This is a genomic window from Occallatibacter riparius, from assembly GCF_025264625.1.
GTDB classification, from domain to species: Bacteria; Acidobacteriota; Terriglobia; order Terriglobales; family Acidobacteriaceae; genus Telmatobacter; species Telmatobacter riparius.
In genome coordinates this window covers 5,305,390-5,330,478 of the sequence record NZ_CP093313.1, presented here as the reverse complement: position 1 = coordinate 5,330,478, position 25,089 = coordinate 5,305,390, and the positions used below count along the sequence as shown (strand labels likewise).

General features: G+C 60.7%; 20 protein-coding genes. 13 read left to right on the top strand and 7 right to left on the bottom strand.

All coding sequences use genetic code 11. The annotated features are described in order from the left end of the window. The first annotated feature begins 54 nt into the window (after window positions 1-54). The 3 genes from MOP44_RS21790 to MOP44_RS21780 all read left to right on the top strand — a co-directional run bounded on the left by MOP44_RS21790 (window position 55) and on the right by MOP44_RS21780 (window position 4,202). Window positions 55-1,191: a hypothetical protein gene (locus MOP44_RS21790; protein WP_260792513.1), complete on the top strand. Its 1,137-nt coding sequence runs from the start codon at window positions 55-57 to the stop codon at window positions 1,189-1,191. Window positions 1,192-1,284: 93 nt separating this feature from the next. After that, the gene (locus tag MOP44_RS21785) at window positions 1,285-3,438 is read left to right on the top strand and encodes a mechanosensitive ion channel family protein (RefSeq protein ID WP_260792512.1); all 2,154 of its coding nucleotides are present in this window, start codon (window positions 1,285-1,287) and stop codon (window positions 3,436-3,438) included. A gap of 59 nt (window positions 3,439-3,497) precedes the next feature. Beyond that, window positions 3,498-4,202 (top strand): metal-dependent hydrolase, encoded by a 705-nt coding sequence (locus tag MOP44_RS21780; RefSeq protein WP_260792511.1) that lies wholly within the window; start codon window positions 3,498-3,500, stop codon window positions 4,200-4,202. Between the two features lie 126 nt (window positions 4,203-4,328). On the opposite strand, the gene MOP44_RS21775 is transcribed toward MOP44_RS21780, so the two are convergent. After that, window positions 4,329-4,553, bottom strand: coding sequence for a hypothetical protein (locus tag MOP44_RS21775; protein WP_260792510.1), 225 nt, complete (start codon window positions 4,551-4,553; stop codon window positions 4,329-4,331). 193 nt (window positions 4,554-4,746) lie between these two features. Beyond that, window positions 4,747-7,116 carry an APC family permease gene (locus MOP44_RS21770; protein WP_260792509.1) on the bottom strand — a complete coding sequence of 790 codons (2,370 nt, stop codon included), beginning with the start codon at window positions 7,114-7,116 and terminating at the stop codon, window positions 4,747-4,749. Between the two features lie 333 nt (window positions 7,117-7,449). Here MOP44_RS21770 and lnt point away from each other — a divergent pair, with 333 nt between their 5' ends. The 6 genes from lnt to MOP44_RS21740 all read left to right on the top strand — a co-directional run bounded on the left by lnt (window position 7,450) and on the right by MOP44_RS21740 (window position 15,495). Beyond that, window positions 7,450-9,102, top strand: a complete 1,653-nt coding sequence (gene lnt / locus MOP44_RS21765; RefSeq protein WP_260792508.1) for an apolipoprotein N-acyltransferase — start codon at window positions 7,450-7,452, stop codon at window positions 9,100-9,102. Between the two features lie 22 nt (window positions 9,103-9,124). Then, window positions 9,125-9,829 carry a tetratricopeptide repeat protein gene (locus MOP44_RS21760; RefSeq protein WP_260792507.1) on the top strand — a complete coding sequence of 235 codons (705 nt, stop codon included), beginning with the start codon at window positions 9,125-9,127 and terminating at the stop codon, window positions 9,827-9,829. Window positions 9,830-9,898: 69 nt separating this feature from the next. After that, window positions 9,899-11,036 (top strand): peptide chain release factor 2 gene (gene prfB, locus MOP44_RS21755; protein WP_260792506.1). Its coding sequence is split into 2 segments (ribosomal slippage): window positions 9,899-9,973 and window positions 9,975-11,036, totalling 1,137 coding nucleotides; the frame shifts between segments, so codons are not numbered across the junction. A 128-nt stretch (window positions 11,037-11,164) separates the two neighbouring features. Then, on the top strand, window positions 11,165-11,587 hold the full coding sequence (locus MOP44_RS21750) for a CoA-binding protein (protein ID WP_260792505.1): 423 nt from the start codon (window positions 11,165-11,167) through the stop codon (window positions 11,585-11,587). Window positions 11,588-11,782: 195 nt separating this feature from the next. After that, window positions 11,783-14,062, top strand: coding sequence for a protein-disulfide reductase DsbD family protein (locus tag MOP44_RS21745; RefSeq protein ID WP_260792504.1), 2,280 nt, complete (start codon window positions 11,783-11,785; stop codon window positions 14,060-14,062). A 269-nt stretch (window positions 14,063-14,331) separates the two neighbouring features. Continuing rightward, the gene (locus tag MOP44_RS21740; protein WP_260792503.1) at window positions 14,332-15,495 is read left to right on the top strand and encodes a glycoside hydrolase family 18 protein; all 1,164 of its coding nucleotides are present in this window, start codon (window positions 14,332-14,334) and stop codon (window positions 15,493-15,495) included. Window positions 15,496-15,517: 22 nt separating this feature from the next. Here MOP44_RS21740 and MOP44_RS21735 read toward each other — a convergent pair whose 3' ends face one another. Both MOP44_RS21735 and MOP44_RS21730 read right to left on the bottom strand, forming a co-directional pair. Next, entirely contained in the window at window positions 15,518-16,993 is a 1,476-nt protein-coding gene (locus MOP44_RS21735; protein WP_260792502.1) for a replication-associated recombination protein A, read from the bottom strand. Further along, window positions 16,990-17,829, bottom strand: coding sequence for a TrmH family RNA methyltransferase (locus MOP44_RS21730; protein ID WP_260792501.1), 840 nt, complete (start codon window positions 17,827-17,829; stop codon window positions 16,990-16,992). The genes MOP44_RS21735 and MOP44_RS21730 overlap by 4 nt, the downstream gene beginning before the upstream one ends. 148 nt (window positions 17,830-17,977) lie before the next feature. On the opposite strand from MOP44_RS21730, the gene MOP44_RS21725 reads away from it, so the two are divergent. Both MOP44_RS21725 and MOP44_RS21720 read left to right on the top strand, forming a co-directional pair. After that, window positions 17,978-18,622 (top strand): L-threonylcarbamoyladenylate synthase, encoded by a 645-nt coding sequence (locus tag MOP44_RS21725; protein WP_260792500.1) that lies wholly within the window; start codon window positions 17,978-17,980, stop codon window positions 18,620-18,622. Between the two features lie 10 nt (window positions 18,623-18,632). Then, entirely contained in the window at window positions 18,633-19,271 is a 639-nt protein-coding gene (locus MOP44_RS21720) for a YdcF family protein (RefSeq protein WP_260792499.1), read from the top strand. Window positions 19,272-19,278: 7 nt separating this feature from the next. Here the strand turns inward: MOP44_RS21720 and MOP44_RS21715 are convergent, their stop codons facing one another. The 3 genes from MOP44_RS21715 to MOP44_RS21705 are packed head-to-tail and all read right to left on the bottom strand — an operon-like array spanning window position 19,279 to window position 20,879. Further along, complete coding sequence (locus MOP44_RS21715; protein WP_260792498.1) at window positions 19,279-19,530, bottom strand: hypothetical protein; 252 nt, start codon at window positions 19,528-19,530, stop codon at window positions 19,279-19,281. Next, complete coding sequence (locus MOP44_RS21710; RefSeq protein ID WP_260792497.1) at window positions 19,527-19,946, bottom strand: putative toxin-antitoxin system toxin component, PIN family; 420 nt, start codon at window positions 19,944-19,946, stop codon at window positions 19,527-19,529. The genes MOP44_RS21715 and MOP44_RS21710 overlap by 4 nt, the downstream gene beginning before the upstream one ends. Before the next feature lie 36 nt (window positions 19,947-19,982). Beyond that, window positions 19,983-20,879, bottom strand: a complete 897-nt coding sequence (locus MOP44_RS21705; protein WP_260792496.1) for a DUF92 domain-containing protein — start codon at window positions 20,877-20,879, stop codon at window positions 19,983-19,985. Between the two features lie 173 nt (window positions 20,880-21,052). On the opposite strand from MOP44_RS21705, the gene MOP44_RS21700 reads away from it, so the two are divergent. Further along, window positions 21,053-23,437, top strand: coding sequence for a glycoside hydrolase family 31 protein (locus MOP44_RS21700; protein WP_260792495.1), 2,385 nt, complete (start codon window positions 21,053-21,055; stop codon window positions 23,435-23,437). Between the two features lie 151 nt (window positions 23,438-23,588). Further along, window positions 23,589-25,061, top strand: a complete 1,473-nt coding sequence (locus MOP44_RS21695; RefSeq protein ID WP_260792494.1) for a YncE family protein — start codon at window positions 23,589-23,591, stop codon at window positions 25,059-25,061. Window positions 25,062-25,089 lie beyond the last annotated feature (28 nt).

Here is a 25,089-nt window from a genome sequence, read left to right as displayed (position 1 = left end):
CTGACGCCTCTTCGCAGAGAGATGCGAGAAGGCCCTGAGCAATACGGAGAAGATATGCGTAATGCCTTTGTTTTTGCGACCTTGATTTGCCTGGCTACATTGACCCTCAAAGCCCAGCCAGAACGTCAGAAGTTTGTTGTCTTCGACGCGCCCGGCGCGAGTTCTGCCCCGCAGAGCTCAACCTACCCGCTGCATGGAACGATGGTGGCTGACATCAACGCGCGGGGAGAGATTGTGGGAGATTTCAACGACGATGCCAACACTGTGTTTCAGACATTCATCCGGTATCCGGATGGACGGATGGAGGTCTCCAACGATCCGAGCGCGGGAACCGCGGTCAGTTCCTGGATCAACCAGGTGGGAACGACGCCGTACGCGCTGAATGATGCAGGCGTGGCGACAGGGGTAGGCGTGAACGAGAACGGCCAGACATACGCTTTTGTCCGCACGGCAAAGGGGGAGTTCACGGACTTTCACGGCCCGCAGTCGTTGAGCTGGTACGCGCCTTCGACCCGTTCTTTCGCCATCAACAACAGGGGCCAGGTTACCGGGGATTACATCGATTATCCGACTGCGTATCACGGATACATCCGCAGCGCCGATGGAACGATCACGTCTTTCGACGCGCCGGATGCTTCGTTTTCAGGGTTCTGGAATGGAACGACAGCGACCAGCATCAACTCATTCGGCGATGTATGCGGCTATTACCACGATGCCAACGCGGCGATCCACTCCTTCCTCAGGATGCATGATGGGAACATCATCGATTTCGCGGTTCCGGGAGCATCCACGCTGCCCTATGCAGGAGCCTTCGCCACCCGCATCACGGATCAGGGCCTGGTGACGGGCTTCTACTATAACGACAGCTTTCAGCCTGCAGGATACGTGCGCTATCCCGACGGGCAAGTCTCGACGATCACCTTTCCGCAGATCCCGGATGGGCAGCTGTTTTACATAACGAACATCAATCACGGCGGGGATGTGCTGGGGACGTATTATGACGCGAACTCCGCGGCTCATGCATTCCTGCTCATGCGCAATGGCCGGTTGTTCAAGATCGACGCACCGAATGCGGGGACTTCGGCCAATCAAGGGACACTCGCGATGAACTTGAACGATGCCGGGAACGTGGCGGGGTATTTCATCGACGCGAACAACATCAGCCACGGATTTCTGTGGACGGAGCACTGAGGAGCAGTTCGGAAGCGGTTCACATCCGTTGAGCAGCAATGTGCTTCAAAGCAATGCATGAAGCTCTTCTTCCGCAGGAGGGCACGGCGAGGTATGGGCCGTGCTCTTCTGGTTTTGCTTTTTGCTGCAAGTCTTTCAATCGGCGCTGATTCAGAGTTGAGCGGGCAGCAGGCGCCCCGCTCCTCATCTCAAAAGCAGGGAACCGCGACAGAGGCGAAGAGTCCTTCGCATGAGCCATCGAACGCAGCGGGCTCAGAACAGGCCGCGCATGGCAGCGCTCCTGGGCAGCCGACCGCGCCTAAGGAAATCACGGCGCTGCATCTCGAGCAGTTGCCCAAGCCTTTGCCGCGAGCGTTGACAGAGGGCATCGACGTGAATCAGCGGTCGCAGGTGATCCTGGCGCACCTGAATGAGGCCATCAAGTTCTACCGCATGACCGCGACGCCGATTCAGAAGACGGGCGAGCCGAGCGACATGCTGTATGGGCAGCAGGCGCAGAGTACGGCCACACAGGCGACGCAGTTGGCGTTCCAGTCGGCGCGGGATGAGGCGGCATTGCTGGCTCGGATACAGGGTGCGACAGGGAAGGCGGCGGAGCATCCACAGGAGGCCGAGGCGCAGCGACTGCAGAGCGCGCAGATGCGCATTGCTCAGCGCGTGCGGGAGTTGCAAGCAACGGCCGCGGATCTGGATCAGCAGATTGCCAAGTCCACGAGTGCGCAGCGCGCAGACCTTGAAGATCAGAAGACCGATGTGATGGGGCAACTGGAGCTGGCTGCCGCGGAGCAGGAGGCGCTTGCGAAGGTGGCAGGTATATCCGTGCCGCAGACGAACAGCCAGCTGCAGAGCGAGATCGACAAGCTGCAGAGCGCGGTGCCGGAGGTGATCGACAACAAAGTCAAGCCGGTGGCGAACACGATGGAGAGCCTGGGTTCGCTGCGCGATGCGGGCGTGGTGACGCAGGGGCAGGTGCTGTTTCAGTTGATGGGGACGCTGCATGCCATCGACCAGCGCATCGCAGAAGTGAAGCGGCTGCACGAGGAGGCGCAGGAACTGAGAACGCCTCTGGTGAATATTCTGCGGGCGACGGTGAAGCAGGGGCAGAAAATGCAGGCGGGTGCATCGGGTGGCGAAGATTCTTCCCAGGTCCCCAACGGCGAGGGACCTCCACCCCACGAACGAAGACCTGTTCGTGGGGTCCCCGGACCTGGGGCACCCTCTTCAAATAGTCGCGCGGAGTTGAGGAAGAAGTATGACGAGCTGACGGATGCGTTCAAGACGATTTCCGGCGTGTCAGTGCCGATCGGGCAGGAGATTCTTCTGCTGGAGCAAGCGCAGGGGAATTTCATTTCGTGGCGTGCAGCGGTGGATGCGGAGCGGATCGAGATTCTGCATGCGCTGCTGATCAGGCTGGTGCTGATTGCCGCGGTGCTGATGATCGTCTTTATTGTGGGCGAGGTGTGGCGGCGCGCGGTGATGCGCTATGTGCAGGATCTGCGGCGGCGCCGACAGCTGTTGGTGGTTCGCAGGATGGTGATTGGCTTTATGAGCGCGGTGGTGATCCTGCTGGGATTCGTTACGCAGTTCAGCTCGCTGGCCACGTTTGCAGGTTTCATCTCCGCGGGCATTGCCGTGGGATTGCAGACAGTGCTGCTATCGGTGGCGGCGTATTTCTTCATCGTGGGGCGTTACGGCGTGAAGGTGGGCGACCGCATCACGGTGGCGAATGTGACGGGCGATGTGGTGGAAGTGGGGCTGGCGCGCTTCTACATGCTGGAACTGGCGGGCACGGGCGTGGATCTGCATCCGACCGGACGCGTGGCGGTGTTCGCGAACTCGGTGCTGTTCCAGACGGGAACGCCGCTCTACAAGCAGATTCCGGGAACGAGCTATGCGTGGCACGAGGTGGTGGTGAAGCTGAAGCCGGGAACGGATTACGAACCGGCGCTGAAGTCGATTCGCGGTGCGGTGCAGACGGTGTATGACGAGTACTGCGAGCAGATGGAGCGGCAGCACGCGGAGACCGAGGCGTGGATGGATACAGCAGTGCCAAAGCCGCGGGTTGAAGCGCGCCTGCAACTGGCGGATGGGCTGCAGTATTCGGTGTTGTATCCGGTACCCATGGGACGGGCTGCAGAAACGGACCAGAAGGTTACGCAGAGCGTGCTGGATGCAATGGGGCATGATGCAGCTACGGCACAGGCCGTCGACGGTCAGCCTACCTTGAAGGCGGTGGTGAAATCCTAGTCGGTGGATCAGTGAGTCGTGGTCGGGTGTGTCATTCTAACGGCGGAGGAGTTGAAGAGATGGCTTCAAAGACGGGATTGCGGATTACGTGGCTGGGACATGCGACGGTGCTGGTGGAGACAGCGAAGGGCACCAACATCCTGATCGATCCGTTCATGCAGAACAATCCGAAGTATCCGAAGGACTACGAGCTGCCTTCGACGATTCATTACGTCCTGCTGAGTCATGGGCACGGGGACCACATCTCGGACGCGGCTCCAGTGGCGAAGAAGCATGGGTCGACTGTGGTGGCGATTTACGAGCTGAGTGACTTCATCAAAAAACAAGGGGTGGAGAAGACGATCGGGATGAACCTGGGCGGCACTGTAAAGCTGGACGATATGTCCGTGACAATGGTGGACGCAAAGCATTCGTCAGGCGCGCAGGATGCAGCGGGGACTCACTACGTGGGTGTAGCGGTCGGATTCATCATCACTCCGGATGAAGGGCCGGTGCTTTATCACGCGGGCGATACGTGCGTGTTCGGAGACATGCGTCTGATCGGCGAGTTATACAAACCCGAGATTGCTATGCTTCCGATTGGCGGGCATTTCACGATGGATCCGAAAGAAGGCGCGATGGCGGCAAAGCTGATCGGCTGCAAGACGGTGCTTCCTATTCACTGGGGGACTTTCCCGATGCTGACGGGAACGCCTCAGGAACTGGCAAGCCTGGTGGATACGAGTGTGAAGGTCGTGCACTGGTCGCCGGGAGAGACGGCGTAAAAGGCAGGGAACAGGGACCAGGGAATAGGGAATAGAAAAGCAGGGACAGGGGACAAGGGACAGAAGACTTAAGTCGAGATGTAAAGAGGGCTGGCATTGAGCCAGCCCTGTCTTAAATCTGTGAATTTACTTGCCTGCTGCTTTTCTCTGCTCGGCCCAGCGGCGTTTCACGGCTTCGGCGATACGCTTGCGTCCTTCAGGGCTCAGGCGGCGCTTCTTCTTGGCGGGTTTTGCGGCAGCAGCTGCAGTGCTCTTCTTCGTCTGAGCACCGGAACCTGCGAGCAGCGCACGTGCCTGCTGCAGCAGAGCAATTTCGCGATCGATCTGGGAAAGTATTTCAGAGACTCCCACGGACTTCCTCCTGTTTTATGTTTCCTTGTTCGGAGTGGTCCAACCATGTTGTCGATCTGAACTCCGTGGCTAGCCCACCTGCGAATAACAATAACTGCCAATGGGTGATTAAGACAAAGTAAAAAGGGCACCAGGCGCGGGGCATTTGTACGCTGTTTCTGGAGTACGAAGGTAATGGTTGCAGTCGCGGTATTCAATTACTGCGAGGGGGAGCGCCGTGCCGCTCGTTCGTATCACCTGCTGGATGAGTGCCGGCGAGTTGATGACTCCCGAGAGGCCCCGAGTCAGCGGGGAGGTTTGCGGCGCGGTAATTCCTGATATCGCGCAGAATATCGGCTTTCTCACGCGCGTACTGACCGGCCAGACGAGTCAGCGCGTAGGTGATGATGTCGCTGTGATGGAGGTCAGAGACGGTTGGATCGCGGCGCATGTTGAGCCAGAGACGGTGCACTAACTGTACGTCGTCGGGGCTGAGATTGGGTGCGTGCGGACCTATGTAGAAGACCTTGGACTGGCCGTTCGGCTCGACGACGTAGAAGTTGAACTGGCGTTTGGGCTCGGGCAGAGCTTCCCAGGCCTGTCCCATGTGATAGGCCTGGTCTTCGGAAGTCATCTTGGACGAGACACCGGAGACAATGGAGTCGACTTCGAGATTGTTAGCGCTCTGCGCGAGTGCGGCGAAGATGTCGCCTGCAGGAACCACGAGCAGGGAGACAGTCTTGCCGAAGCTCTCAGCTACTGAGATGGCTTTGGTGAAGAGCATCTGCTCGTGTTCAGAGAAGCTCTGCTCTTCAGAGGATAGAAACTCGGGTCCGCCGGCAGCCATGATACGGGCGCTGAGGACGACAACATCGGTGTCGTCGCTGGCGTGCTTGGCGAGCGCCCATTTGAGCGCGAAGGGGTTGGCGGCGTCGCGCATGGTGACCATGACTCCGCCGGGCCGGATGTCGACTGACTCGCGGCTGATGGTGTCCTGGTGCTCAAGCTGGAAGTGGTCCTTCATCTGGCGGGCGGTGAGAGCATGCCTGCGCTTGTTCTGGTGCTCGCTGACCGTGAAGATGATGAAGAATGTGCCGGCAAAGGCAATGCCGCTGACCGTGGCTACCGACTTGGTGAAGAGGTTGGTGACGGCCGTGGAGAAGAGGACCAGGAAGACGCATATGAGGCCGATGGGGACCTCGGTCTTGCCGATGCGGATGTTGGGCGGGACCTTCCAGCCGCGCTCGCCTTTGTATTTCCATCGGAGGACGAGCATGGCCAGCGCATTGAAGGTGAAGGACCAGATCACGCCGAAGGCATACGCTTCGCCGAGAGTGATGACGTTGCCTCGGGTGGCGATGATGGTGAACATCTGCAGCGCGAAGACGAGGTTCACGATGCGCGAGGGAGATCCGAACTTGGGGTGAGGTTTGCGGAACCAGTCGGTGAGTACGCCGTCTTCAGCAACGCGCTGGAGAACGCCGGTGGAGCCGATCATGGAGGTGTTGATGGCTCCGGAGAGGATGAGGAAGCCGACGATCACGACGAAGATGCGGAAGCAGATTCTGGCGGCCATTGGGCCGGTCATGTACATGGCAAGACCGGCAATGAGGTTGTCCTGGTAGATATGGGTCCGTGGCCAGTCTGGAATGAGCATCGCGGCGAGCAGAGTTGCGCCGCCCGTAAAGATCAAGCTGTAGATCGCGATGACAATGGCCGCGCGCTTGAGGTTCTTTAGCTTGGGATGCTCGATTTCGCGATTGACCTGGGCGAGACTCTCTTCGCCGGACATGGCGAGGATGGAGTGGCCGAACGCCATGAGGATGCCGAAGAGGCCAAGGCTGGGCAGAAGATCGGGCTTGTACTTAAGGAAGCCTAGAGCGTCGTCACTGAACTTCAGATTGGAAGGCGTGGGGGGCGGCGGCAGGTGAACGCCTTGCGTGAAGACGGAGTAGACGCCCCAGGCCATGAGGACGACCACCATGATGGTGGTGATCTGCATGACGCGGAGAGCCTTGTCGCTGGACTCCTCGATGCCCTTGACGTTCTGCCACCAGTAATAAATGGTGACGATGCCCGCGAAGACTGCTGAGGTGTGATTGACGTCGAACTGGTAAGGGACGCCGTTGGAGATCAGCGCGGGCGGCAGCCAGTGATACTGCATCAGCACGTGCATCAGCTCGTTCATGAGGCCGACGATGTACTGCCCGGCCGACACGCCCGAGATGGGGCCCGTGAGGATGTAGTCGAACATCAGGGCGGAGACACTGAGCTTGGCGAAGGTTCCGCCGAGCGCCTCCTTGACGACGCGGTAAACGCCGCCCCGGGTGAACATGGAACAGCTTTCGACGTACACGGCGCGCACGGCGAAGCTGAACAGCATGATGCCGAGGATGAACCAGGGGGCGGACTTGCCAATGGCCTGCTCAGCGATGCCGCCGGCATAAAAGGCGGATGAGCCCAGGTCGTTGAGGACAATTGCGGCGGCTCGCCAGAAGGAGATGAAGCTGAGCATCACGGAGGATGCCACAATGAGCCGAACGCGGTCGGGAGGCGGTGCTACGGTCGTTCGCGAAGAGGCCATCACAAAATTGCCGGCGAGCGGCCGGCCTTATAGCTTCCTTGGGGCGAGATTCTCTGCGTTCTGTGTCCGCCCTTGGCTGAGTCTAGAGCCGAAGATCGCGGGAGTCAATTAAATCCGCATGAAGAAACCGAAGAGGCTCATAAGGAACAACTTAATGCTGGCCTAAGGAACCAGGAACGCCGTTGACGAACTGGAAGATGTCGAAAACAGGGGAAGCATGTAAACGATTGTAACGCCGTTTCGGGTCCAAAGGGGGAACGGTTTACCGAGGCGCTGCGTCGGGTGTGCGGGGAGCGAGGGCCATCACGATCTGTGCGATACACTCGGCGCAGGATGCAGGGACAACGTTGGATGAGGTGGGCGGCGGCGGTTTTGAGCGCCGGGCTGCTGGAGTTGCCGTTTCCACTGGCGGGGCCGATGCCCCCGTGGCGGAGCGTGTTTGCTTGGTTTGGGCTGGCTCCGCTGATCTGGGCGGTTCTCCGCGCGTCGGAGGATGAGGATCGACCGCTGCGGCGCTCGTTTCTGGTGGCATATCTGTGCGGCGTGCTCTGGTACATGGGCAACTGCTACTGGATCTACGCCACGATGGAGATTCACGGCGGGCTGCCGCCGGTTGTTTCGGCGCTGCTGCTGGTGATGTTCAGCCTAGTGCTGGGGGGGTACTTCGGGCTATTCGGGCTGGGGCTGGCGGTGGTGCGTCGGCGGTTTGGCATTGGATGGGCGCTGGCGGCTGCGCCGTTTTTGTGGGTGGCGCAGGAGCTGGTGGGGGCGCGGATTACGTCCGTTCCGTGGGATCAGTTGGGGTATTCGCAGGTGGACAACGCTCGGCTGACCCTGCTCGCGCCCTGGACAGGCGTGTATGGGATCAGCTTTGTGCTGGTGGCGGTTAATGCGCTTTTTGTTGGTTCGTGGATGGGACGGTTTGGCTATCGCGGGCAGAACTTGCGCGGTATGGCAAAGGGAATCGCATTCGGGCTCATTATTGGGACACTCTTCGCAGGAACTTTAAGGACGACGCGCGACAAAGCTCCAACGAGTGCGACGGCAGTCCTCGTGCAGCCGAATCTGGATGTGACGGCGGACAACGACTGGAATGGGCCGGACTGGGACACGCACATCGCGCAGTTCACCAAGCTGGCGGGCGAGGAGTGCAAGACGTATATTGCGGGGATTCCGCAGACGGGTGCATCGAACGGCGAGATTCAGTGCCCGCCGTGGCCGACGCATCCGGATCTAGTGGCGTGGCCAGAGGCGCCGGCACCGTTTATCCAGCCAGACGCGAAGTTCCAGAAGGCTGCCGCGCAGGTCGCCCAGTCAGTGCAGTCTCCGCTGGTGGTTGGCGGCATCGGAACGGAGTGGGTTGGCGGCGACGAAGGCTGGCACAATTACAACTCAGCCATGCTGTTCCGCGCCGATGGATCGTTCCAGGGCCGATACGACAAGATCCACCTGGTGCCGTTTGGCGAGTACATTCCGTTCAAGGATCTGCTGACGTTTGCGCACAAGCTGACCGGGCGCGTAAGCAGCTTCTCCCGCGGAACGGACCGGATGGTGTTCCGGATTCCTGATCAGAAGGGAACGCTGCATCGGTACGGGTTCCTGATCTGCTATGAGGCGGTGTTTGCCGACGAGGTGCGGGAGTTTGCGAAGAACGGCGCCGAAGTGCTGGTGAACCTGAGCGACGACGGGTGGTATGGGGACACAAGCGCTCCGTGGCAGCACCTGAACATGGCGCGGATGCGGGCCATCGAGAACCGGCGCTGGCTTTTGCGGGACACCAACAACGGCGTGACTGCGGCGATCGATCCGTATGGGAGGGTGCGACAGAGCATTCCGCGGCATGCGGTGGATGCGCTGCCGGCGCAGTACGGGTTCAGGGACGACGTTACGTTCTACACGCAGCATGGGGATGTGTTTGGGTGGCTGTGTGCCTTGTCCGCAATAGCGATCGTCGGCTGGTCGGCGACAAAACTGGTAACCCATTAAGTCCAGGAGTACCCGCTCGAAAATGAACGCATCGCAGAAAGAACGCCTCCTGACTTTGACCGAGCGTTTGCTCGCGAAGAAACGAGACGACTGGTGCGCGATTCGTCGGGTGTGGAGGCCCTTGATCGATCAGGGGGATTTGGAATCCAGGGTGTGCTTCGCCGTCTTGATCTTGTGGTACATCAACGCGCCGGAGCCAGTGAACGATCGTGCCCGCGAATACCTTCAGGAAGCGGCCAAAGCGGGTCACGCCGATGCCATGTATTGGATAGCCAAAAGAGGCCACGCGATAGGCCAAGAAGCAGACGAACTTCTGATCAGAGCGGCCGAGTTGGGAAGCCGCGGCGCGCAGCGCGATCTAGGCGCTCTTTATTCGACCGGAGACTGGACCGGGCCGAAGGACCCGGCTCGCGGTTTCTATTGGTACCGTTTGGCCGCTGAGCGCGGTCATTCCGATGCCCAATACAACTTGGGATTCATGTACATCCTGGGTGAAGGAACAGAAGCCGACGTTGACGAGGGGCTTCAGTGGATTCATCGCGCAGCTATGCAAGGCGATTGGAGTGCGAGGCGCCTGTTGGCCGATCTGTATCGAAATGGCTATTACGGGGTTCCAAGACGCATCGGAGAAGCCGAGCGCTGGGAGCACCTGCAATCTGTAGTCGAGCTAAAACAGCGAGGAAAAAGCAGGAGGATCCAATTGGATGAGCTACGCGAGTCGGACTGATGCAGAGTTGCTATCATGAGAGGTGTAGTGACGTTCTTAAGTTCAAGCCAAAGTCAGGTCTAAGAGCAAATGGCATCCTTGCAGGATCTCGAATTCGCTTATGCTCCCGTGCGCGACCAGGTGCGCGACCTGCGGGAGTATCTTTGACCCTGCCCGCATCCGCAGGGAACTCGGAGAAATTGAAACGAAACTAGCCGATCCGGCGTTGTGGAGCGATCCCGCAGCCTCGCAGCCGCTGATGCGCGACCGCAAGCGGCTGGAAGGGCTTGTGGCGAACGACGAGGAACTCGTCCGCCGCAGCAGCGACGTCGAAGCTTATTTCGAACTGGCGCGTGAGGGCGAAGACGTGCTCGCGGATTTGAACCGGGACGTTGAGTCGCTGCGCACGTTTGCCGAGGACCTGGAAGCCAAGACGATGCTTTCGGGCGAGGCCGATCCGCTGAATGCGATCGTCACGGTGCATCCGGGAGCGGGCGGCACGGAGAGCCAGGACTGGGCCGAGATGCTGGTGCGCATGTACCTGCGATGGGCCGAACAGCAGGGCTTCAAGACGGTTATGAATGACGAACAGCCGGGCGACGGCGCGGGCATCAAGTCAGCCACATTCACCATCACCGGCGAGTATGCCTTTGGGCAGCTTGCGGGCGAAAGCGGCGTGCACCGGCTGGTGCGCATCTCGCCGTTTGACGCGGCGAAGCGGAGGCACACGTCGTTTGCGTCGGTGTTTGTGTCGCCGGAAATCGATGAGACCATCCACGTCGATTTGAAGCTGGAAGACCTGCGCATCGATACGTATCGTTCGGGCGGCAAGGGTGGCCAGCATGTGAATACGACCGACTCGGCCGTGCGCATGACGCACCTGCCCACCGGGATTGTGGTGCAGTGCCAGAATGAGCGTTCGCAGATCCAGAACCGCGAGAAGGCGATGAAGATGCTGCGCTCGCGGCTCTACGAGTATGAGCTGGAAAAGAAGCGCGCGGAGACGAAGAAACTCGAAGACTCGAAGCTCGATATCAACTTCGGGTCGCAGATTCGCTCGTATGTGCTGCAGCCGTATCGCATGGCCAAGGATCATCGCACCAAGGTGGAAGTGGGCGACGTGGACAAGGTGCTCGATGGGTATCTAGAGCCGTTTCTGCGTGGGTATCTGCTGGCCAAGCGGCGCGGCACGGCAAACGGCGGCGGCGAGGATGATCTGGACGTGTAGAGACAGCTTCTAGCCACTAGCTCCAAGCTGCTAGCTCGCACGGCGCTAACGAAAGAGCGTAGGCCATCCAGGTCGGAACCGATAAACCCCTGAAGCATCAAAGATGAAGCTAGAGGCTAGGAGCTGATATGAATGAGCCGGCGATGATTGAGGAGATGCTGCGGGAGTCGAAGACGATTGCCGTGGTGGGGATGAGCGACAAGGATTCGCGCGCAAGCTTTCATATTGGCAAGTATCTGGCAGCGAACGGCTATCGCGTGGTGCCGGTGAATCCGGCGCTGAAAGCGGTGCTGGGAATGGCGTGCTATCCCGATCTGGAGGCGGCGCAGAACGCTGTGCGTGCCGAGGGCGGAGAGATCGACTTGGTAGATGTGTTTCGCGCGCCGGAGTTTGTGCCGCCGATTATCGACGACGTGATGCGGCTGGGGATCAAGTACGTGTGGCTGCAGGATGGCGTGACGGCGCACGAGGCGGTGCGCAAGGCTGAGGCTGCAGGCGTGAAGTGCGTGCAGAATGACTGTATTTATCGCCGGCACGCGCAGATGTTTTAGAAGCAGGGAACAGGCAACAGGCATCAGGGAACAGAAAACCCGACTGCGTGCTGGCTTGAACGCATCCGGCTGGCGGTGGGCAAGAGCCTGAATGGAACAAGCTTACGCGCGGATGACAATTCTGCGACGTAACTTCGGTAGACTGAGTCCAAAGGATCAGAGCCGAACTGGATGTGTTTTTCGCGAAGACTCTTCTTGCTGATTGTCGTCCTGCTGCTGGCGGGGGCGCCGGGGTTTGCGGCGTCGAGTTCGGCGGATGCCGCTCATGTGCACGTGCAGTTGGTGGCGCCCAGTCAATCGATTGCGGCCAACGGGCGGCCAGCGAAGGCTGGGCTCTACTTCAAGCTGGAACCAGGATGGCACGTCTATTGGAAGAACGCGGGCGATGCGGGGGAACCGCCGCGCATTAAGTGGACGCTTCCGCAGGGGATCAGCGCGAGCGCGCTGCTGTTCCCGGTCCCGAAGCGGCTGCCAGTCGGTCCGCTGATGGATTTCGGGTATGAGAATGAGGTCCTGTTCTCGTTCAGCCTGACCGCGGGGAGCGATGCGAAGCCGGGACCGGTGACGCTGCAGGCGCATGTGAACTGGCTGGTGTGCCGCGAAGTCTGCATTCCGGGCAAGGCGGATTTGGCGATCACGCGCGCGGTGGGAGATGCGGCCGGTGCGCCGATTGAGCCGGATGCGGGTCTTTATGCGCGGCTCGCCGACAAGCTGCCCGCGGCGCTGCCCGCGAAGTCGAAGCTCGGGTTTGTATCCACACCAGCGGGATTCAAGTTGACGGTGGAGACCGGGCGGCGCGAGACCGAGGCGTCGTTCTTTCCTGCGGATCAGGATGTGATTCAGAATGCGGCGCCGCAGAAAGTGACTCCGACTGCGAAGGGGCTCACGCTCGAGATTGCGAAGGATGCGAATCTGGCGAAGGCTCCGGATGCGTTGCGGGGCGTGATCGAGCTGAGTGGCGGAAGGGCGTATGAGATTGCTGCGCCGCAGGGTGCGGTGAAGGCTGGGCAAGCTCAAGCCTCAGGGGCTGAAGCCCCATCTCCTGCTGCCGCGGATGCCGGGGCTAAAGCCCCGGCCTACCCAAAAGCGGATGCTGCGGCCCCAGCGGCGACAGGCACCAATGCACCGGCAGCAGGCGCTCCAAGCGCTCCGGCATGGCAGGGTGCGGGTCCGAGGGCGGCGACTCAGCCGGGGTTTGCGAAGGTAATTGCGCTGGCGTTTTTGGGCGGGATCATTCTGAACCTGATGCCGTGCGTGTTTCCGGTGCTGTTTTTGAAGGGGCTGGCGCTGGTGAACTCGGGCGCCGAGGAGCGGCACAGGCTGCGGGCGCATGGGCTGGTTTATACGGCCGGCATCGTGGTGTCGTTCTGGGCGCTGGTGGGCTTGCTGCTGGGGTTGCGCGCGGCCGGCGCTCGGCTGGGATGGGGATTCCAGTTCCAGTCGCCGGTGTTTCTGTTCCTGATGGCGGGGTTGCTGTTCTTCCTGGGGTTGTCTCTGGCGGGGCAGTTTGAGATTGGCCTGTCGCTGACCAGCACGGGCGGGAGCCTGGCGCAGAAGCAGGGCTACACGGGCAGCTTCTTTACGGGCGTGCTGGCGGTGATTGTGGCTACGCCGTGTACTGCGCCGTTTATGGGGGCGGCGATCGGGTATGCGCTGGCGGCCCCGGCTATCGCGACGTTTGCGGTGTTCACGATGCTGGCGCTGGGATTGGCTGCGCCATACCTGGTGTTGACGCTGCAGCCTGCGTGGACGCACATTTTGCCGCGGCCGGGCGCGTGGATGGAAGTGCTGCGGCAGGCGGTGTCGGTGCCGATCTTCGGAACGGTGATCTGGCTGGCGTGGGTTGTAGCCAATGCGTATGGCGCGACGATGCTGGCGGCGCTGTTGGCGAGCTTTCTGCTGCTGGCGATCGCGGGTTGGTTTTTGGGAAGGTGGCCGGCTAAGGCGTGGTCGGCGGTGCTGGCGGGAGTCATCATACTGTGCGTCATTGGGCTCGGCATGTACTCCTCGCTGGAGCTTGCCCCGGATAACACAATCAAAAACTTGGCCCGGGAAGATGGACCTTATGCGCAGAGCCTCATCCTCCCAGCGGGAACGGTTTGGGAGCAGTGGTCTTCAAGTTCGGTTAGCGAACACGTCGCGGCTGGCACACCCGTCTTCGTCGACTTCACCGCCAAGTGGTGTCTGAGCTGCCAGGTGAATGAGCGCGTGGCGCTTACGCGGCCGGAAGTGATGAAGGCCTTTGCCGACGCGCATGTGGCGCTGCTGAAGGCCGATTGGACGCAGCACGACGATGCGATCTCGCAGGAGCTTGAGCGGCTGGGCCGGAGCGGCGTTCCGGTGTATGCGCTGTATGTCCCTGGCGAGGCGACGCCGCGGCTCCTGCCGGAAGCGCTGACGCCGGGAATCGTGCTGGAGGCGCTCAATTCTCTGCCGCGCAATTCGACGCAAACGGCCGCGGCGCCGTCGAAATAGCGGGAACGTCGGAGCTCTCGCAAACCTCTGCTTACAGGCTACTTCCGCCCCGCAATAGGGGAGTGGGCAGCCATGTTCCCTTATGGACAATGGACGAAGGTAACCTATGATCAGGTGCCGATAGGTGGTTACTTCGGGCACAATGGTGAGCAAATCCCAAAGCTCCGATAGAGGTGCTTGTGAAAGCCTGGCGCCGTTGTTCTTTGCTGTTCCTGTTTCTGATCTGCCTTGCGATTCCGCTCTGCTCTGCTGCTGCGTCACCTTTTAAGGTGGTTGGATATTACCCGCAGTGGGGCATGTTCAACACTCGGCCCTATAACGTAAAGAACCTGGTGACGAGCGGGGCGGCTCCGCTGCTCACGCATCTCATTTACGCCTTTTCAGACATCGAGAACAATCAGTGCGCCACCTATGACGACTGGGCGGATTACCGGCAGCCGTTGCCGGCAGTCTCCACGCTGAATGGAATTGCCGATGTGGAAGCGCCGGGGGTGCTGGCCGGGAATTTCCATCAGCTTCAATTGCTGAAGAAGAGCTATCCCTCGCTGCCGATCATGATTTCGATTGGCGGCGGCGGCATGGATCCCGCGGTGTTCGCCACGGCTGCACAGCCGCAGAATCGCCAGGCGTTTGTAGCCAGCTGCATCAACATGTACATCAAGGGGAACTTTGCACCGGGACTGTCGGGACCGGGAATTTTCACGGGCATCGACATCGACTGGGAGTTCCCGAAGAATGCAACCGATCTCAGCAACTACCTGGCGCTGCTGCAGGAGTTCCGCACGCAGTTGAATGCACTTGGATCGGGATATCTGCTGACGAGCGTGGGCGGGACCTGGTGGGGCCAGTGGGATTACATGAACCTGAACGCGGCGCAGAGTTTCGTAGATTTCTTCAATGTGCCGATGTACGACTTTGATGGGCCGTGGAGCAACATGACCGGCCTGAATGCGCCGTTGTCGCAGGCGTCATTCGATCCAAGCGCGGGAAATAATGCGAGCTCCGTTGTGGCGAAGTATCTGGCGATGGGCGTGGAGAAGCAGAAGATCGTGTTCGGAATGCCGTTGTATGGGTGGCGCTGGACGAAGGTGGGCTACTTTCATCAGGGCTTGTTCCAGCCCGGTACGCCCGATAGTTATCCCTACCCGTACTGGCAGATCGCGGCGCTCACGGGTTATACGAAATATCGGGACAGCAAGACCCAGGAACCATGGCTTTGGAATGCATCGACACTTACGTTCTGGACCTATGACGACGCAACATCTCTGACTTACAAGTCGAGGTGGGCAGCGGCCCAGGGACTTGGTGGGGTGATGTTCTGGGAGTTGAGCAACGACACTCCGAGCGGCACATTGTTCAAAGCTGCTGTGAAGGGGTTCGGAGGCTGCGATATTGCAAACTCCAAGTGTGGCTACTCCGCCAGCCCAATGTGAATGTAGACCTGGGTGTTGAAGGTTATGTGCGGTTGTGCTTGCCTGATCTGATGCGGCGAATCTCTTCCATGCGCAGCGCGAGTTGCTTTTCGCGGCCCTCCTGCGTGGGGTGGTAATAGGTGCGTCCTTTGAGCGAGTCAGGAAGGCAGTCCATGTCGGCCACGCGGCCTTCCTCGTCGTGCGCATATTTGTAGCCCTTGCCGTAGTCAAGCTCTTTCATCAAACGCGTTGGCGCATTGCGCAAATGCAGCGGGACGGGCTCCTGCCGGGTGTGCTCGATCTCGGATTGCACAGCGCCGTACGCGGTGTAAACGGCGTTCGACTTGGGCGCGAGGCAGAGATAGACGACCGCTTCGGCGAGGGCAAGGTCGCCTTCAGGCGAGCCGAGGAAGTCTATGGCCTCTTTCGCGCTGAGACAGAGATTCAGCGCTTCCGGTGCGGCCAGGCCGATGTCTTCAACAGCCATGCGGACCACGCGGCGAGCGAGATAGAGCGGGTCTTCGCCGGAGGCAAACATGCGGGCGAGCCAGTAGAGCGCGGCGTCTGGATCGGAGTTGCGGACGCTCTTGTGCAGCGCGGAGATGAGGTTGTAGTGCTCCTCGCCGGACTTGTCGTACATCAGCACGCGCTGCTGCACGGCTTCGGTGGCGATCGCCTTGTCGATGTGGTTGAGACGGCGCGAAGACAATACCTCAGGGGCTAAAGCCCCGCTTGATGAATCCATTGTTGTGTCCGGGCTAAAGCCCGGACCTACCGAACCCGGACCTACCGAACCCGGATCTTCCGAGCCCGGATTGGCGGCAAGCTGCGCGGCGACTTCAAGCGTGTTGTAGGCCGAGCGGCAGTCGCCGCTGGAGTAGCCGGCCATGAGTAGCAGCGCATCGTCGTCGGCCGTGAGGTTCATTGCTCCGAGGCCGCGCTCGCTGTCTTCAAGAGCTTTGCGGAGCAGGCCGGCGATGCGGTCTTCGCTCAGCGGCTGCAGCACGTAGACACGGCAGCGGGAGAGCAGCGCGGAGATGATCTCGAACGAAGGATTCTCAGTGGTGGCGCCGATGAGGCGGATGGTGCCGCGCTCGACGTAGGGCAGGAATGCGTCCTGCTGCGCTTTGTTGAAGCGATGGATCTCGTCGACGAAGAGGATGGTGCGCGAGTGCAGTTCGGCGGCGCGGGCGGCGTCGGCCATCACCTGCTTGATCTCCTTGATGCCGGAGAGCACGGCGGAGAACTCGATGAAGCTCGCTTTGGTGGTTTCAGCGATGATTTTGGCGAGAGTGGTTTTGCCCACGCCCGGCGGGCCCCAGAAAATCATCGAACCAGGGTCGTCGCGCTCGATTTGAATGCGCAGCGGCTTGCCCGGGCCGAGCAGGTGCTCCTGGCCAACATAGTCGTCAAGCGAGCGCGGGCGCATGCGCTCGGCAAGCGGCGCTCCGCGGCCTGGGCGCGGCGCAGCTTTGGACGAAAGTTGTGGTCCGTCGGGCTCGCCGTCAAAGAGACTCATCGAGAACTGCCTCGCAATTCAGCTTCTCTCATAACGAGCGTGTCGCGCTGGCGGAAGGTTTCATAGAGCAGCACGCCGGCGGCGACGGCAGCGTTGAGGCTCTCGACCGGACCGGGGCAGGGAATCGTGACGGCGCTGTCGGCTTGCTTTGCGATCTCGGCGGGCACGCCCGCGCCTTCGTTGCCGATGAGGAAGGCGACGGGGCCGGTGAGGTTGGCGCCGTGAATCGGAGTGGCATTCGAAACAGACGTGGAGAGTACGCGCGCGCCGGCTTCGCGCAGCATCGTGAAGCACTCTTCCGGCATAGCGTGGATGAGCGGCAGGCGGAAGATGCTTCCGGCGGAGGAGCGGACCACCTTGGGGTTCCACTCGTTGACCGTGCCAGGCAGGCTGATGATGCCGGTGGATTTGAAAGCTTCAGCCGAGCGAAGGATGGTGCCCAGATTGCCGGGGTCCTGCAAGCCGGCGAGGACGATGAGCAGCGGCGGCCAAGACTCGGCCTGACGCAAAATGTGGGCCCAGGTCCAGTCGGGCATCTCGACAAGAGCGGCGACGGGCTGCGGGGTTTCGGTTTGAACCACGTCGTCGAAGAGATCAGGATCAACCAAGAGAATTTCGACATCTTCGCCAACACGGGGTTCGTACCCGAGATCTCCCCTGCCATTGGATCGGAGGAACACGGTCGCAATACGCAGGCCGGCACGGAGGGCTTCCTCAAGCAGATGCGGCCCCTCGACGGCGACCAGCCCACGGGTGTCGCGTCCTGGGCGCACGAAGGCTTTCCGCAGCTCTTTCAAACGCGCGTTGTTCTTACTCTGTACAATGCGGACAGGCATCCAATGGCCTCACGACTCACCTGATTTTATTCTGTTTGGGTGGGAACCACGGTTGTGCGTCTGCTGCGGGGTGGGCCGACTTGCACCGTGAATAGGGCTGTGATAGCTTCCGTGTTTGCGGTAATTTAGAGGAATTTGAGGTAGATCCTTGTCCGCGGAAATCTTGCGTGTCCATCCTGACGAGCCTCAACCAGACCGGGTCGACTACATTGTGTCCTGTTTGAAGAAGGGCGACCTGGTGGCGATGCCCACCGACACGTTTTATGGTCTTGCGGTCGATCCGGTGAACCTGCGTGCCGTGGAGCAGATTTATCAGCTCAAAAGCCGGCAGAAGCATAAGCCGCTATCGCTGCTGATTTCGAGCCTGGCGCAGGCGTACCAGGTTGCGCGCGACATCGACATGTCGTTCGACCGGCTGGCAGACAAGTTCTGGCCGGGTCCGCTGACTATCATTGTGCGCGCCGGCACGCGGCTTCCGCTGCGTTCGACGGCGAACACCGGCAACGTAGCGTTGCGCGTGCCGGATGCGGCGATTCCGCGTGCGGTGGTGGAGAAGTTTGGTCTGCCCATTACGGCCACCGCTGCAAACCTGCAGGGGGCGAGTGAGTGTACGCATGCGGCGTGCGTGCGCGACCAGATCGGCGATCGCATTCCGCTGATTGTGGACGGCGGGCCTACGGGGCGCGCGCTACCGACCACGATTGTGGACCTGTCGCTGGGACCTGGCCGCTGGATGATCCTGCGCGAAGGCGCAATTCCCACGCACGAAATCGTGATGGTGCTCGAACGGTAAGGCCACGCTGATGAGCACGACCTGGGACGATCGTCCGCGCAGAGCGAGAAGGGAACACAGGGCGCTGCGCTGGATCGGGCTGTCGCTGCTGGTCCTGCTGGTTGCCGCCGGCCTGTGGTGCTGGTGGGTCGCAGCGCAGATTCTCTACTTCGCGCGAACGGACCAGGCGGCGCCCTCCGATGCGATTGCGGTGTTCGGCGCTGCTGAGTATGCGGGCAAGCCGTCACCGGTGTATCGCGCGCGGCTTGATCATGCCAAGAACCTCTACGCACATGGGATCGCTTCGCTGATCATTACGCTGGGCGGCCCGGGGGGCGATCGCTTCACCGAAGGCGGCGTGGGGCAGGCGTATCTCATGGGCACGGGCATTCCCGAATCAGACCTGATTGCGGAGACACACAGCCGGAATACGACGGAGTCCGCAGCGCGGCTGGCTGTAATTGCGCGGGCCAATCATCTGCAGCGGATTGTGGTGGTCAGCGATCCCATGCACCTGTTCCGGATTCATGCGATCTGCGCGGCGGATGGGCTGAACGTGGTGACGTCGCCGCGGCCACCGAGCGAGAAGACGGAGGAGCATCTGCCGCCGTCCGATCCCATCTGGCACGAGATTGTGACGTATACGCTGTGGCGGGTGAAGCTGGATTAAAGCGGCACTAGTCGATTGAGTCTTCCCGACGTGGAGGCTCGCCGCCCTTGCGGTTCAGGATGCGGAGAAAGGCCTTGCGATCCGCGTTCTTCTTTCGATTCGCAAAGAACTCCTCCGTCTGCATAGCAGAGATCTTCTCCGCCGCGGCGATGACCAGGAACTGATTCATGCTCGTTCCGTCGCGTTCGCTAATCGTCTCAAGAGCTGCCTTGAGTGACACCGGCAAGCGCAAGGGGAATGTCGCAGTTCTAGTTTTCATGGCTTTAACCTCCTGAGGGCTTCTCCTGGACGCATGACAGTAATGCCGAAGTTTTCTGTTCCGCGAAAGTCCCTCGAGTTAAACGTGATAATCGCTTCAGCCTGGCCGTTGATTGCAGCTTCCAGAACCAGTTCATCGCCGGGATCGCTCAACTGGGGACGCCATCTGAAGTGGAGCTTAACGGGGTCAGCGAGCGAAATCAGAGTAGTCACATACGTCTGAATCTCTTCCTGTGATAGTCCAGATGCGAGTTGATGCTCTGGGCGAAGGCAAGTAGCTTCGTATTCCAATGCAAGCGCCACAGTCAAGGCAATCGTGGCGTCGCCTCGTTCAATGCGCCGGAGCAGTTCTGCTGCGCCACCGCGAGGACTTCGCATGGCTGCCACCACAACGTCGGTGTCGAGCACGAGTCTCACTAAAACATGATATCACATCGCGGGTGATGTCGTTAATCAGAAGTCGGTGATGGCGTGATGCGGGGTTGCGGCCATCAGTACTAGCGTAAATACGGCGGCGCTGGCGGTGGAGAGGAAGTTGACCGCGTCGTTGTTGAGCCAGCGGGCGCGTTCGACGGTTGCGCCGAGCAGGCTGTCGAAGAAGAGGCCGAAGATGCCGCCGATCCAACTCAGAAGGAACACTCGCACCGATCCGTGAAGTGCCCACGCGCCGCTTGCAGCAACCGCGGCGGCCGCGAGGATGCCGGCCAATGTGCCGGCCAGGCTGATCGCGCCGTCGGTGCCGGGATCGACGCGGCGGAATGTGGTGAGCATGAAAGGGCGTCCGCCCAGGACCTGGCCGATTTCGGAGGAGACGGTGTCGGCGGCGGCTTCTGCGAGTGCAGCGAGGGCGGGGGCAACGATCGGCATGGGAGCAATGCCACGCGTGTAGAAGAGCCCCGAGTTAATCAACCAGACATGTAACCAGGGGTCGAAAGCCAGCGTCGCCACGCCGAGATTCGCGGCTACCTGCGCGGCGACTCGGCCGTGTTTATCTTCCGCAGTGCCCAGGCGCTGCTTGCGATCACGCCCGTAGCGCGTGGCAAGCGAGGTGATGACCATGAACGCCAGAACGGGGACGATGGCGGAGCGCCAGGGTTGGAATGAGGCATCGGCCACGCCCAGCATCATGCTCGCTGTGAGCAAGGCGCCAGTTGCGGCGGCGGCGGGGGTGCCGGCGCGGGTTGCCAGGGCGAGCAGGCCCAGGGCTGCGCTGATGCCGAGGGACCAGAGGACCATGTTGGGCCCGTGCGCGAAGAACCACTGCACCTGGAAAAGAAGGCTGAGCGCCGTCCAGGGGACGACGAGGAGAAGGATCAGCTTTGATTGCCAGTTCAGAGAGCGCGGGGGCACGGATCTATCGTAGCTTGCTACCTCTTCACAACGGGTCGCCTCGCCTCCGGCTCAGGATGACAAATCGGTGGAGGAGCTTCGGTCAATCGTTTTACACGGGCACAAACCGGGCCACTCGTTTAAACTCATCTCGCCAGCAATTCTCATCTTCTGTGCTCATTCTGGGAGCGATTATGAAAAGGTATACAACGGCCCTGGTTTTGTCCGCGGCTGTCGCATTCGCGGCGTCAGCACCGGCTCAATCTGACAGTTCGCGTGTGGTGCTTGCCGGCGGCGGCGAGACCATCGTTCTCGAGCCTTATGCGCCGAATATCCTGCGCGTCACGCTCAGCATGGATGACGCAGCAGCAAAAGCAGCGCCTGGCTACGGCATCATCGCCAAGCCCGACGCGAGCGGCTGGACCGCCAGCAAGGAAAACGGCGCGGACGTGTACAAGTCCGGCCGCATGAGCGTCTCTGTGCAGCATCCCAGCGGCCCCGCTCCTACAAAGCTCTTCGGGGATACGGGAACGTCGGTGTTCTTCCGCGGTTCGGCTCCGTGGGCGAGCATTCATTTCTCCACTGCCGACGGCAAGAAGCTCGTGGACATGAATGGCTGGGGGCAGGCGGTTTACAACCAGAAGGACGGCACGGCGCAGCTCGCCAATGACTTCCGCAAGAGCGATCCGCCTTCGTACGTCGTGAGCGCGAGCTTCTCGTCGCGCGACGATGAGCACTACTACGGCCTGGGACAGAACCAGGAGGGCTTCCTCGATCAGCGCGGGCACGCAATGATGTGCGCGCACGACTACCTTGCCGCGGCTGCGCCGAGCGTGTGCGTGCCGTTCATGCTGAGCAGCAAGGGGTATGCGATTCTCTGGGACAATCCGGCAAAGACGAAGGTGGAGCCTGGCTTCAACGAGCAGACAAAGTTCGAGTCGCAGGCCGGCAATCGCGTTTCCTACTTCGTGATCGCCGCGAACAACGTGGACGAAATCTACGCGGGATACAAGTTGCTGACCGGGCCGACGCATATGCTGCCAAAGGCCGCGTATGGATATATCCAGTGCAAGCAGCGCTACAGCACCCAGGATGAATTGCTGGCAGTGGCGAAGGGTTATCGCGACCGCCATCTGCCCGCCGACATGCTCGTGGTGGACTGGTTCTACTACACGAAGATGGGCCAATTCGATATGGACCCGAAGTACTGGCCCGATCCCAAGGCGATGAACAGGCAGCTTCATGATATGGGCTTCGAGACCATGATCAGCGTGTGGCCGCGTTTTGTTCCAGAAGACCGCTACTACGACACGGTGCTCAAGAACGGTTGGTTCGAGCACTATGCAGACGGCAAGCCGCTCGATGGCAAGCCGTATGACATCGCCGGTTCTGACATTGACACGACCAATCCCGAAGCCGGCAAGTGGTACTGGGACATCGTGCACAAGAACATCATGAGCCTCGGCTTCGATGCGCTGTGGGCCGACGAGACCGAGCCCGATGTGCCGCCGAACGGCGGGTTTCTGCACGTGGGGCCGGGCACGCAGTACTTCAACGTGTATCCGTACTTCCACACCAAGGCGCTCTACGACGGCTACCGGAAGGATGAACCGCAGAAGCGCGCGGCGATCCTCTCGCGCGATGCGTACCTGGGCGCGCAGTCCAACGGAACCATCTTCTGGTCGTCGGACATCTTCCCTACGTGGGACACTTACCGGCGGCAGATTCCCACGGGACTCGATTTCGCCGCGTCGGGGCTGACCTACTGGTCGAACGACACGGGCGGCTGGCAGTGGCTGCCGCGCGAGCACAAGCCTGCGCATCCACCGCTGCTCGACCCGAGCGACGCCCGCAAGGTGGTGGGCGGATACGACGATTACCCTGAGCTCTACACGCGCTGGTTCCAGTACGCAACCTTCCTGCCCATCATGCGCACGCACGGGAGCCGCGAGGAAAACGAAGTCTGGAGCTACGGCAAGGCGGCGGAGCCGATTCTCGAGAAGTATCTGCGCCTGCGCTACGAGCTGATTCCGTACATTTACTCGCTCGGTTATCACACGTGGGAGACCGGAGCACCGTTCCTGCGCGCGCTGCCGCTGGACTTCCCGGATGATCCGAAGGTCGCCGACCTGCGCGACGAGTACATGTTCGGGCCGGCATTCCTGGTTGCTCCGGTAACGGAGCAGGGCGCGACAAGCCGCGAGGTGTATTTGCCGGCAGGCGCGGATTGGTACAACTACTGGACTAACGAGAAGGTGAAGGGCGGCCAGACGGTCAAGGTCGACGCCCCCATCGATACCATTCCGCTCTTCGTGCGCGCGGGTTCAATCATTCCCTTTGGCGCGATGGTTGAGAGCACGCACGAGAAGCAGGCAATCACCAAGGTTCGGGTGTATCCAGGCGCCGACGCGAGCTTCACACTGTTCAACGACGACGGGACCACCTACGCGTACGAGAAGGGCGCGGGCGCGATCACTCATCTCAAGTGGGACGATGCCGCACAGAAGCTGGGCCATGACGGCGCGGCCGCCTGGACCGGCGCGGACAGCGATGTTGTTGAAGTGATGGGGCAGAAATAGAGATAGTAGAAGACCCGTCCCGCTTCCCAGCGGGATGGGTTCCAGATTGCGGGGCGGAAACGTCCAGGGGAACCCTGCGTCTAAACGGCATCCGGATTAGGTCTGGCGGTCAGTCATTTACAATCACCTGAGTAAGCAGGAACGAAACTGAATGAAGCTTTTTTCCTCACGTTTTAACCAGGCGCACGCGCGGTTGGTAAAGGCGAGCGCCATAGTTGTGTCAGGCGCCGTGTTGGCAGGGTGCGGCGCGGGCTACCGTCCGGTGATCACGCCCATTAATCCGAGCGGACCGCCTCCCCAGCCTTCATCGCAGGTGGCGGTTGTCTCATCGACCGGGTTGACCACTCCGGGAGTGGCCACCATTATCGACTACGCGGGCGACACTATTATGGCCACAGCGCCCATCGGCCCCGGACCCCAGTCGTTCACCATCGACCAGACCGGCTCGAATGGCTACACCGTCAATACTGACGGCACGCTGACCAACTTCCCCGTTTCGACCAACCTGCAGCAGAAGCTGGTGCAGTACAGCACGCTGCCTTCTACAGCGAAAATCGTGAACCTGTTCTCCCCGTCGACCGGTCTGTGGGCAACGGACCTCACAGGAAACGTGGTCGACGTGCTGAACGGTTTTCCTGCGACGTTCAAGCTGGCGATTCCGGTGTCTTCCACGCCTGTGACGGTGGTTGGTCCCGCGATTCTCGGTCAGCGCGACTACGCGATCGCGCAGGGCTTCTCGGATCTCTCCACTGTAGCCTGCAATCTATCGCCGCGCACAGTTGCCGCTACAGGGCACGCCGACGCGATGGAAACGTCGACCTTCACAGTATCGGCCAGCATTCCCGTAGGCAAGTGCCCGGTTTACGCTGTGCAATCGACCGATAGCAGGCGGCTCTTCGTTTTGAATCGCGGCGACGACACCATTACGGTGATCAACAGCCAGAACAACACGCTGGACCAGTGCACCCCGTTCGTCAGCCAAAGCGGACGCCTTGTGACCTGCCATCCCAGCCTTCCGCTGTCGACTTCAGCGGGCCTCACCGGCGCTAATGTGCCCGCGGTGGCCGGGCCGGTCTACGCCGAGTACAACGCTGCGACCAACCAAATTGTGGTGGCGAATTACGACGGCGGCACGGTCAGCGTCATCGATGTGGGCCTCGATGAGTACGGCAACGATGGACCCAACTTCGGTACTACCTTCACCATTCCGGTGGGCACCAATCCCGCGAGCGTAACCGTGCTGAATGATGGAAGCCGGGCCTACACCGCCAACCAGGCGGACGGCACGGTGAGTGTGGTGAATCTCACTAGCCACACGCTGACCAAGACACTGGCAGTGCACGGTCATCCGCGCACTGTGGTTTCCACGCAGAACTCGATCAACGGTAAGGTCTACGTTTCTTCGCCTGACAGCCCCTACCTGACGATTCTGCGCGTGGATCAGGACATCATCGATGCCACCGTGCTGGTGCAGGGCAACATTGTCGACGTCCGGACCTCGACCCAGGACGGCAACCGTGGCAATTCCGTTGTCGTGAGCCGCAAGCCGGGCTTTGGGGAGCCGTGCAACCTGCCGCCCAATGTGTTGACCCCGACGGCGGCAAATTGCTCCCTGATGCCGTAAACAGAAATGCGGAACAGGGGCCGATCCT

What these genes read in the sequence shown, in the direction of transcription:
- MOP44_RS21790 (WP_260792513.1), top strand. Translation starts at nt 55, where the DNA reads ATGCGTAATGCCTTTGTTTTTGCGACCTTGATTTGCCTGGCTACATTG.
- MOP44_RS21785 (WP_260792512.1), top strand. Translation starts at nt 1,285, where the DNA reads ATGGGCCGTGCTCTTCTGGTTTTGCTTTTTGCTGCAAGTCTTTCAATC.
- MOP44_RS21780 (WP_260792511.1), top strand. Translation starts at nt 3,498, where the DNA reads ATGGCTTCAAAGACGGGATTGCGGATTACGTGGCTGGGACATGCGACG.
- MOP44_RS21770 (WP_260792509.1), bottom strand. Translation starts at nt 7,116, where the DNA reads ATGGCCTCTTCGCGAACGACCGTAGCACCGCCTCCCGACCGCGTTCGG.
- lnt (WP_260792508.1), top strand. Translation starts at nt 7,450, where the DNA reads ATGCAGGGACAACGTTGGATGAGGTGGGCGGCGGCGGTTTTGAGCGCC.
- MOP44_RS21760 (WP_260792507.1), top strand. Translation starts at nt 9,125, where the DNA reads ATGAACGCATCGCAGAAAGAACGCCTCCTGACTTTGACCGAGCGTTTG.
- MOP44_RS21750 (WP_260792505.1), top strand. Translation starts at nt 11,165, where the DNA reads ATGAATGAGCCGGCGATGATTGAGGAGATGCTGCGGGAGTCGAAGACG.
- MOP44_RS21735 (WP_260792502.1), bottom strand. Translation starts at nt 16,993, where the DNA reads ATGAGTCTCTTTGACGGCGAGCCCGACGGACCACAACTTTCGTCCAAA.
- MOP44_RS21730 (WP_260792501.1), bottom strand. Translation starts at nt 17,829, where the DNA reads ATGCCTGTCCGCATTGTACAGAGTAAGAACAACGCGCGTTTGAAAGAG.
- MOP44_RS21720 (WP_260792499.1), top strand. Translation starts at nt 18,633, where the DNA reads ATGAGCACGACCTGGGACGATCGTCCGCGCAGAGCGAGAAGGGAACAC.
- MOP44_RS21715 (WP_260792498.1), bottom strand. Translation starts at nt 19,530, where the DNA reads ATGAAAACTAGAACTGCGACATTCCCCTTGCGCTTGCCGGTGTCACTC.
- MOP44_RS21700 (WP_260792495.1), top strand. Translation starts at nt 21,053, where the DNA reads ATGAAAAGGTATACAACGGCCCTGGTTTTGTCCGCGGCTGTCGCATTC.
- MOP44_RS21695 (WP_260792494.1), top strand. Translation starts at nt 23,589, where the DNA reads ATGAAGCTTTTTTCCTCACGTTTTAACCAGGCGCACGCGCGGTTGGTA.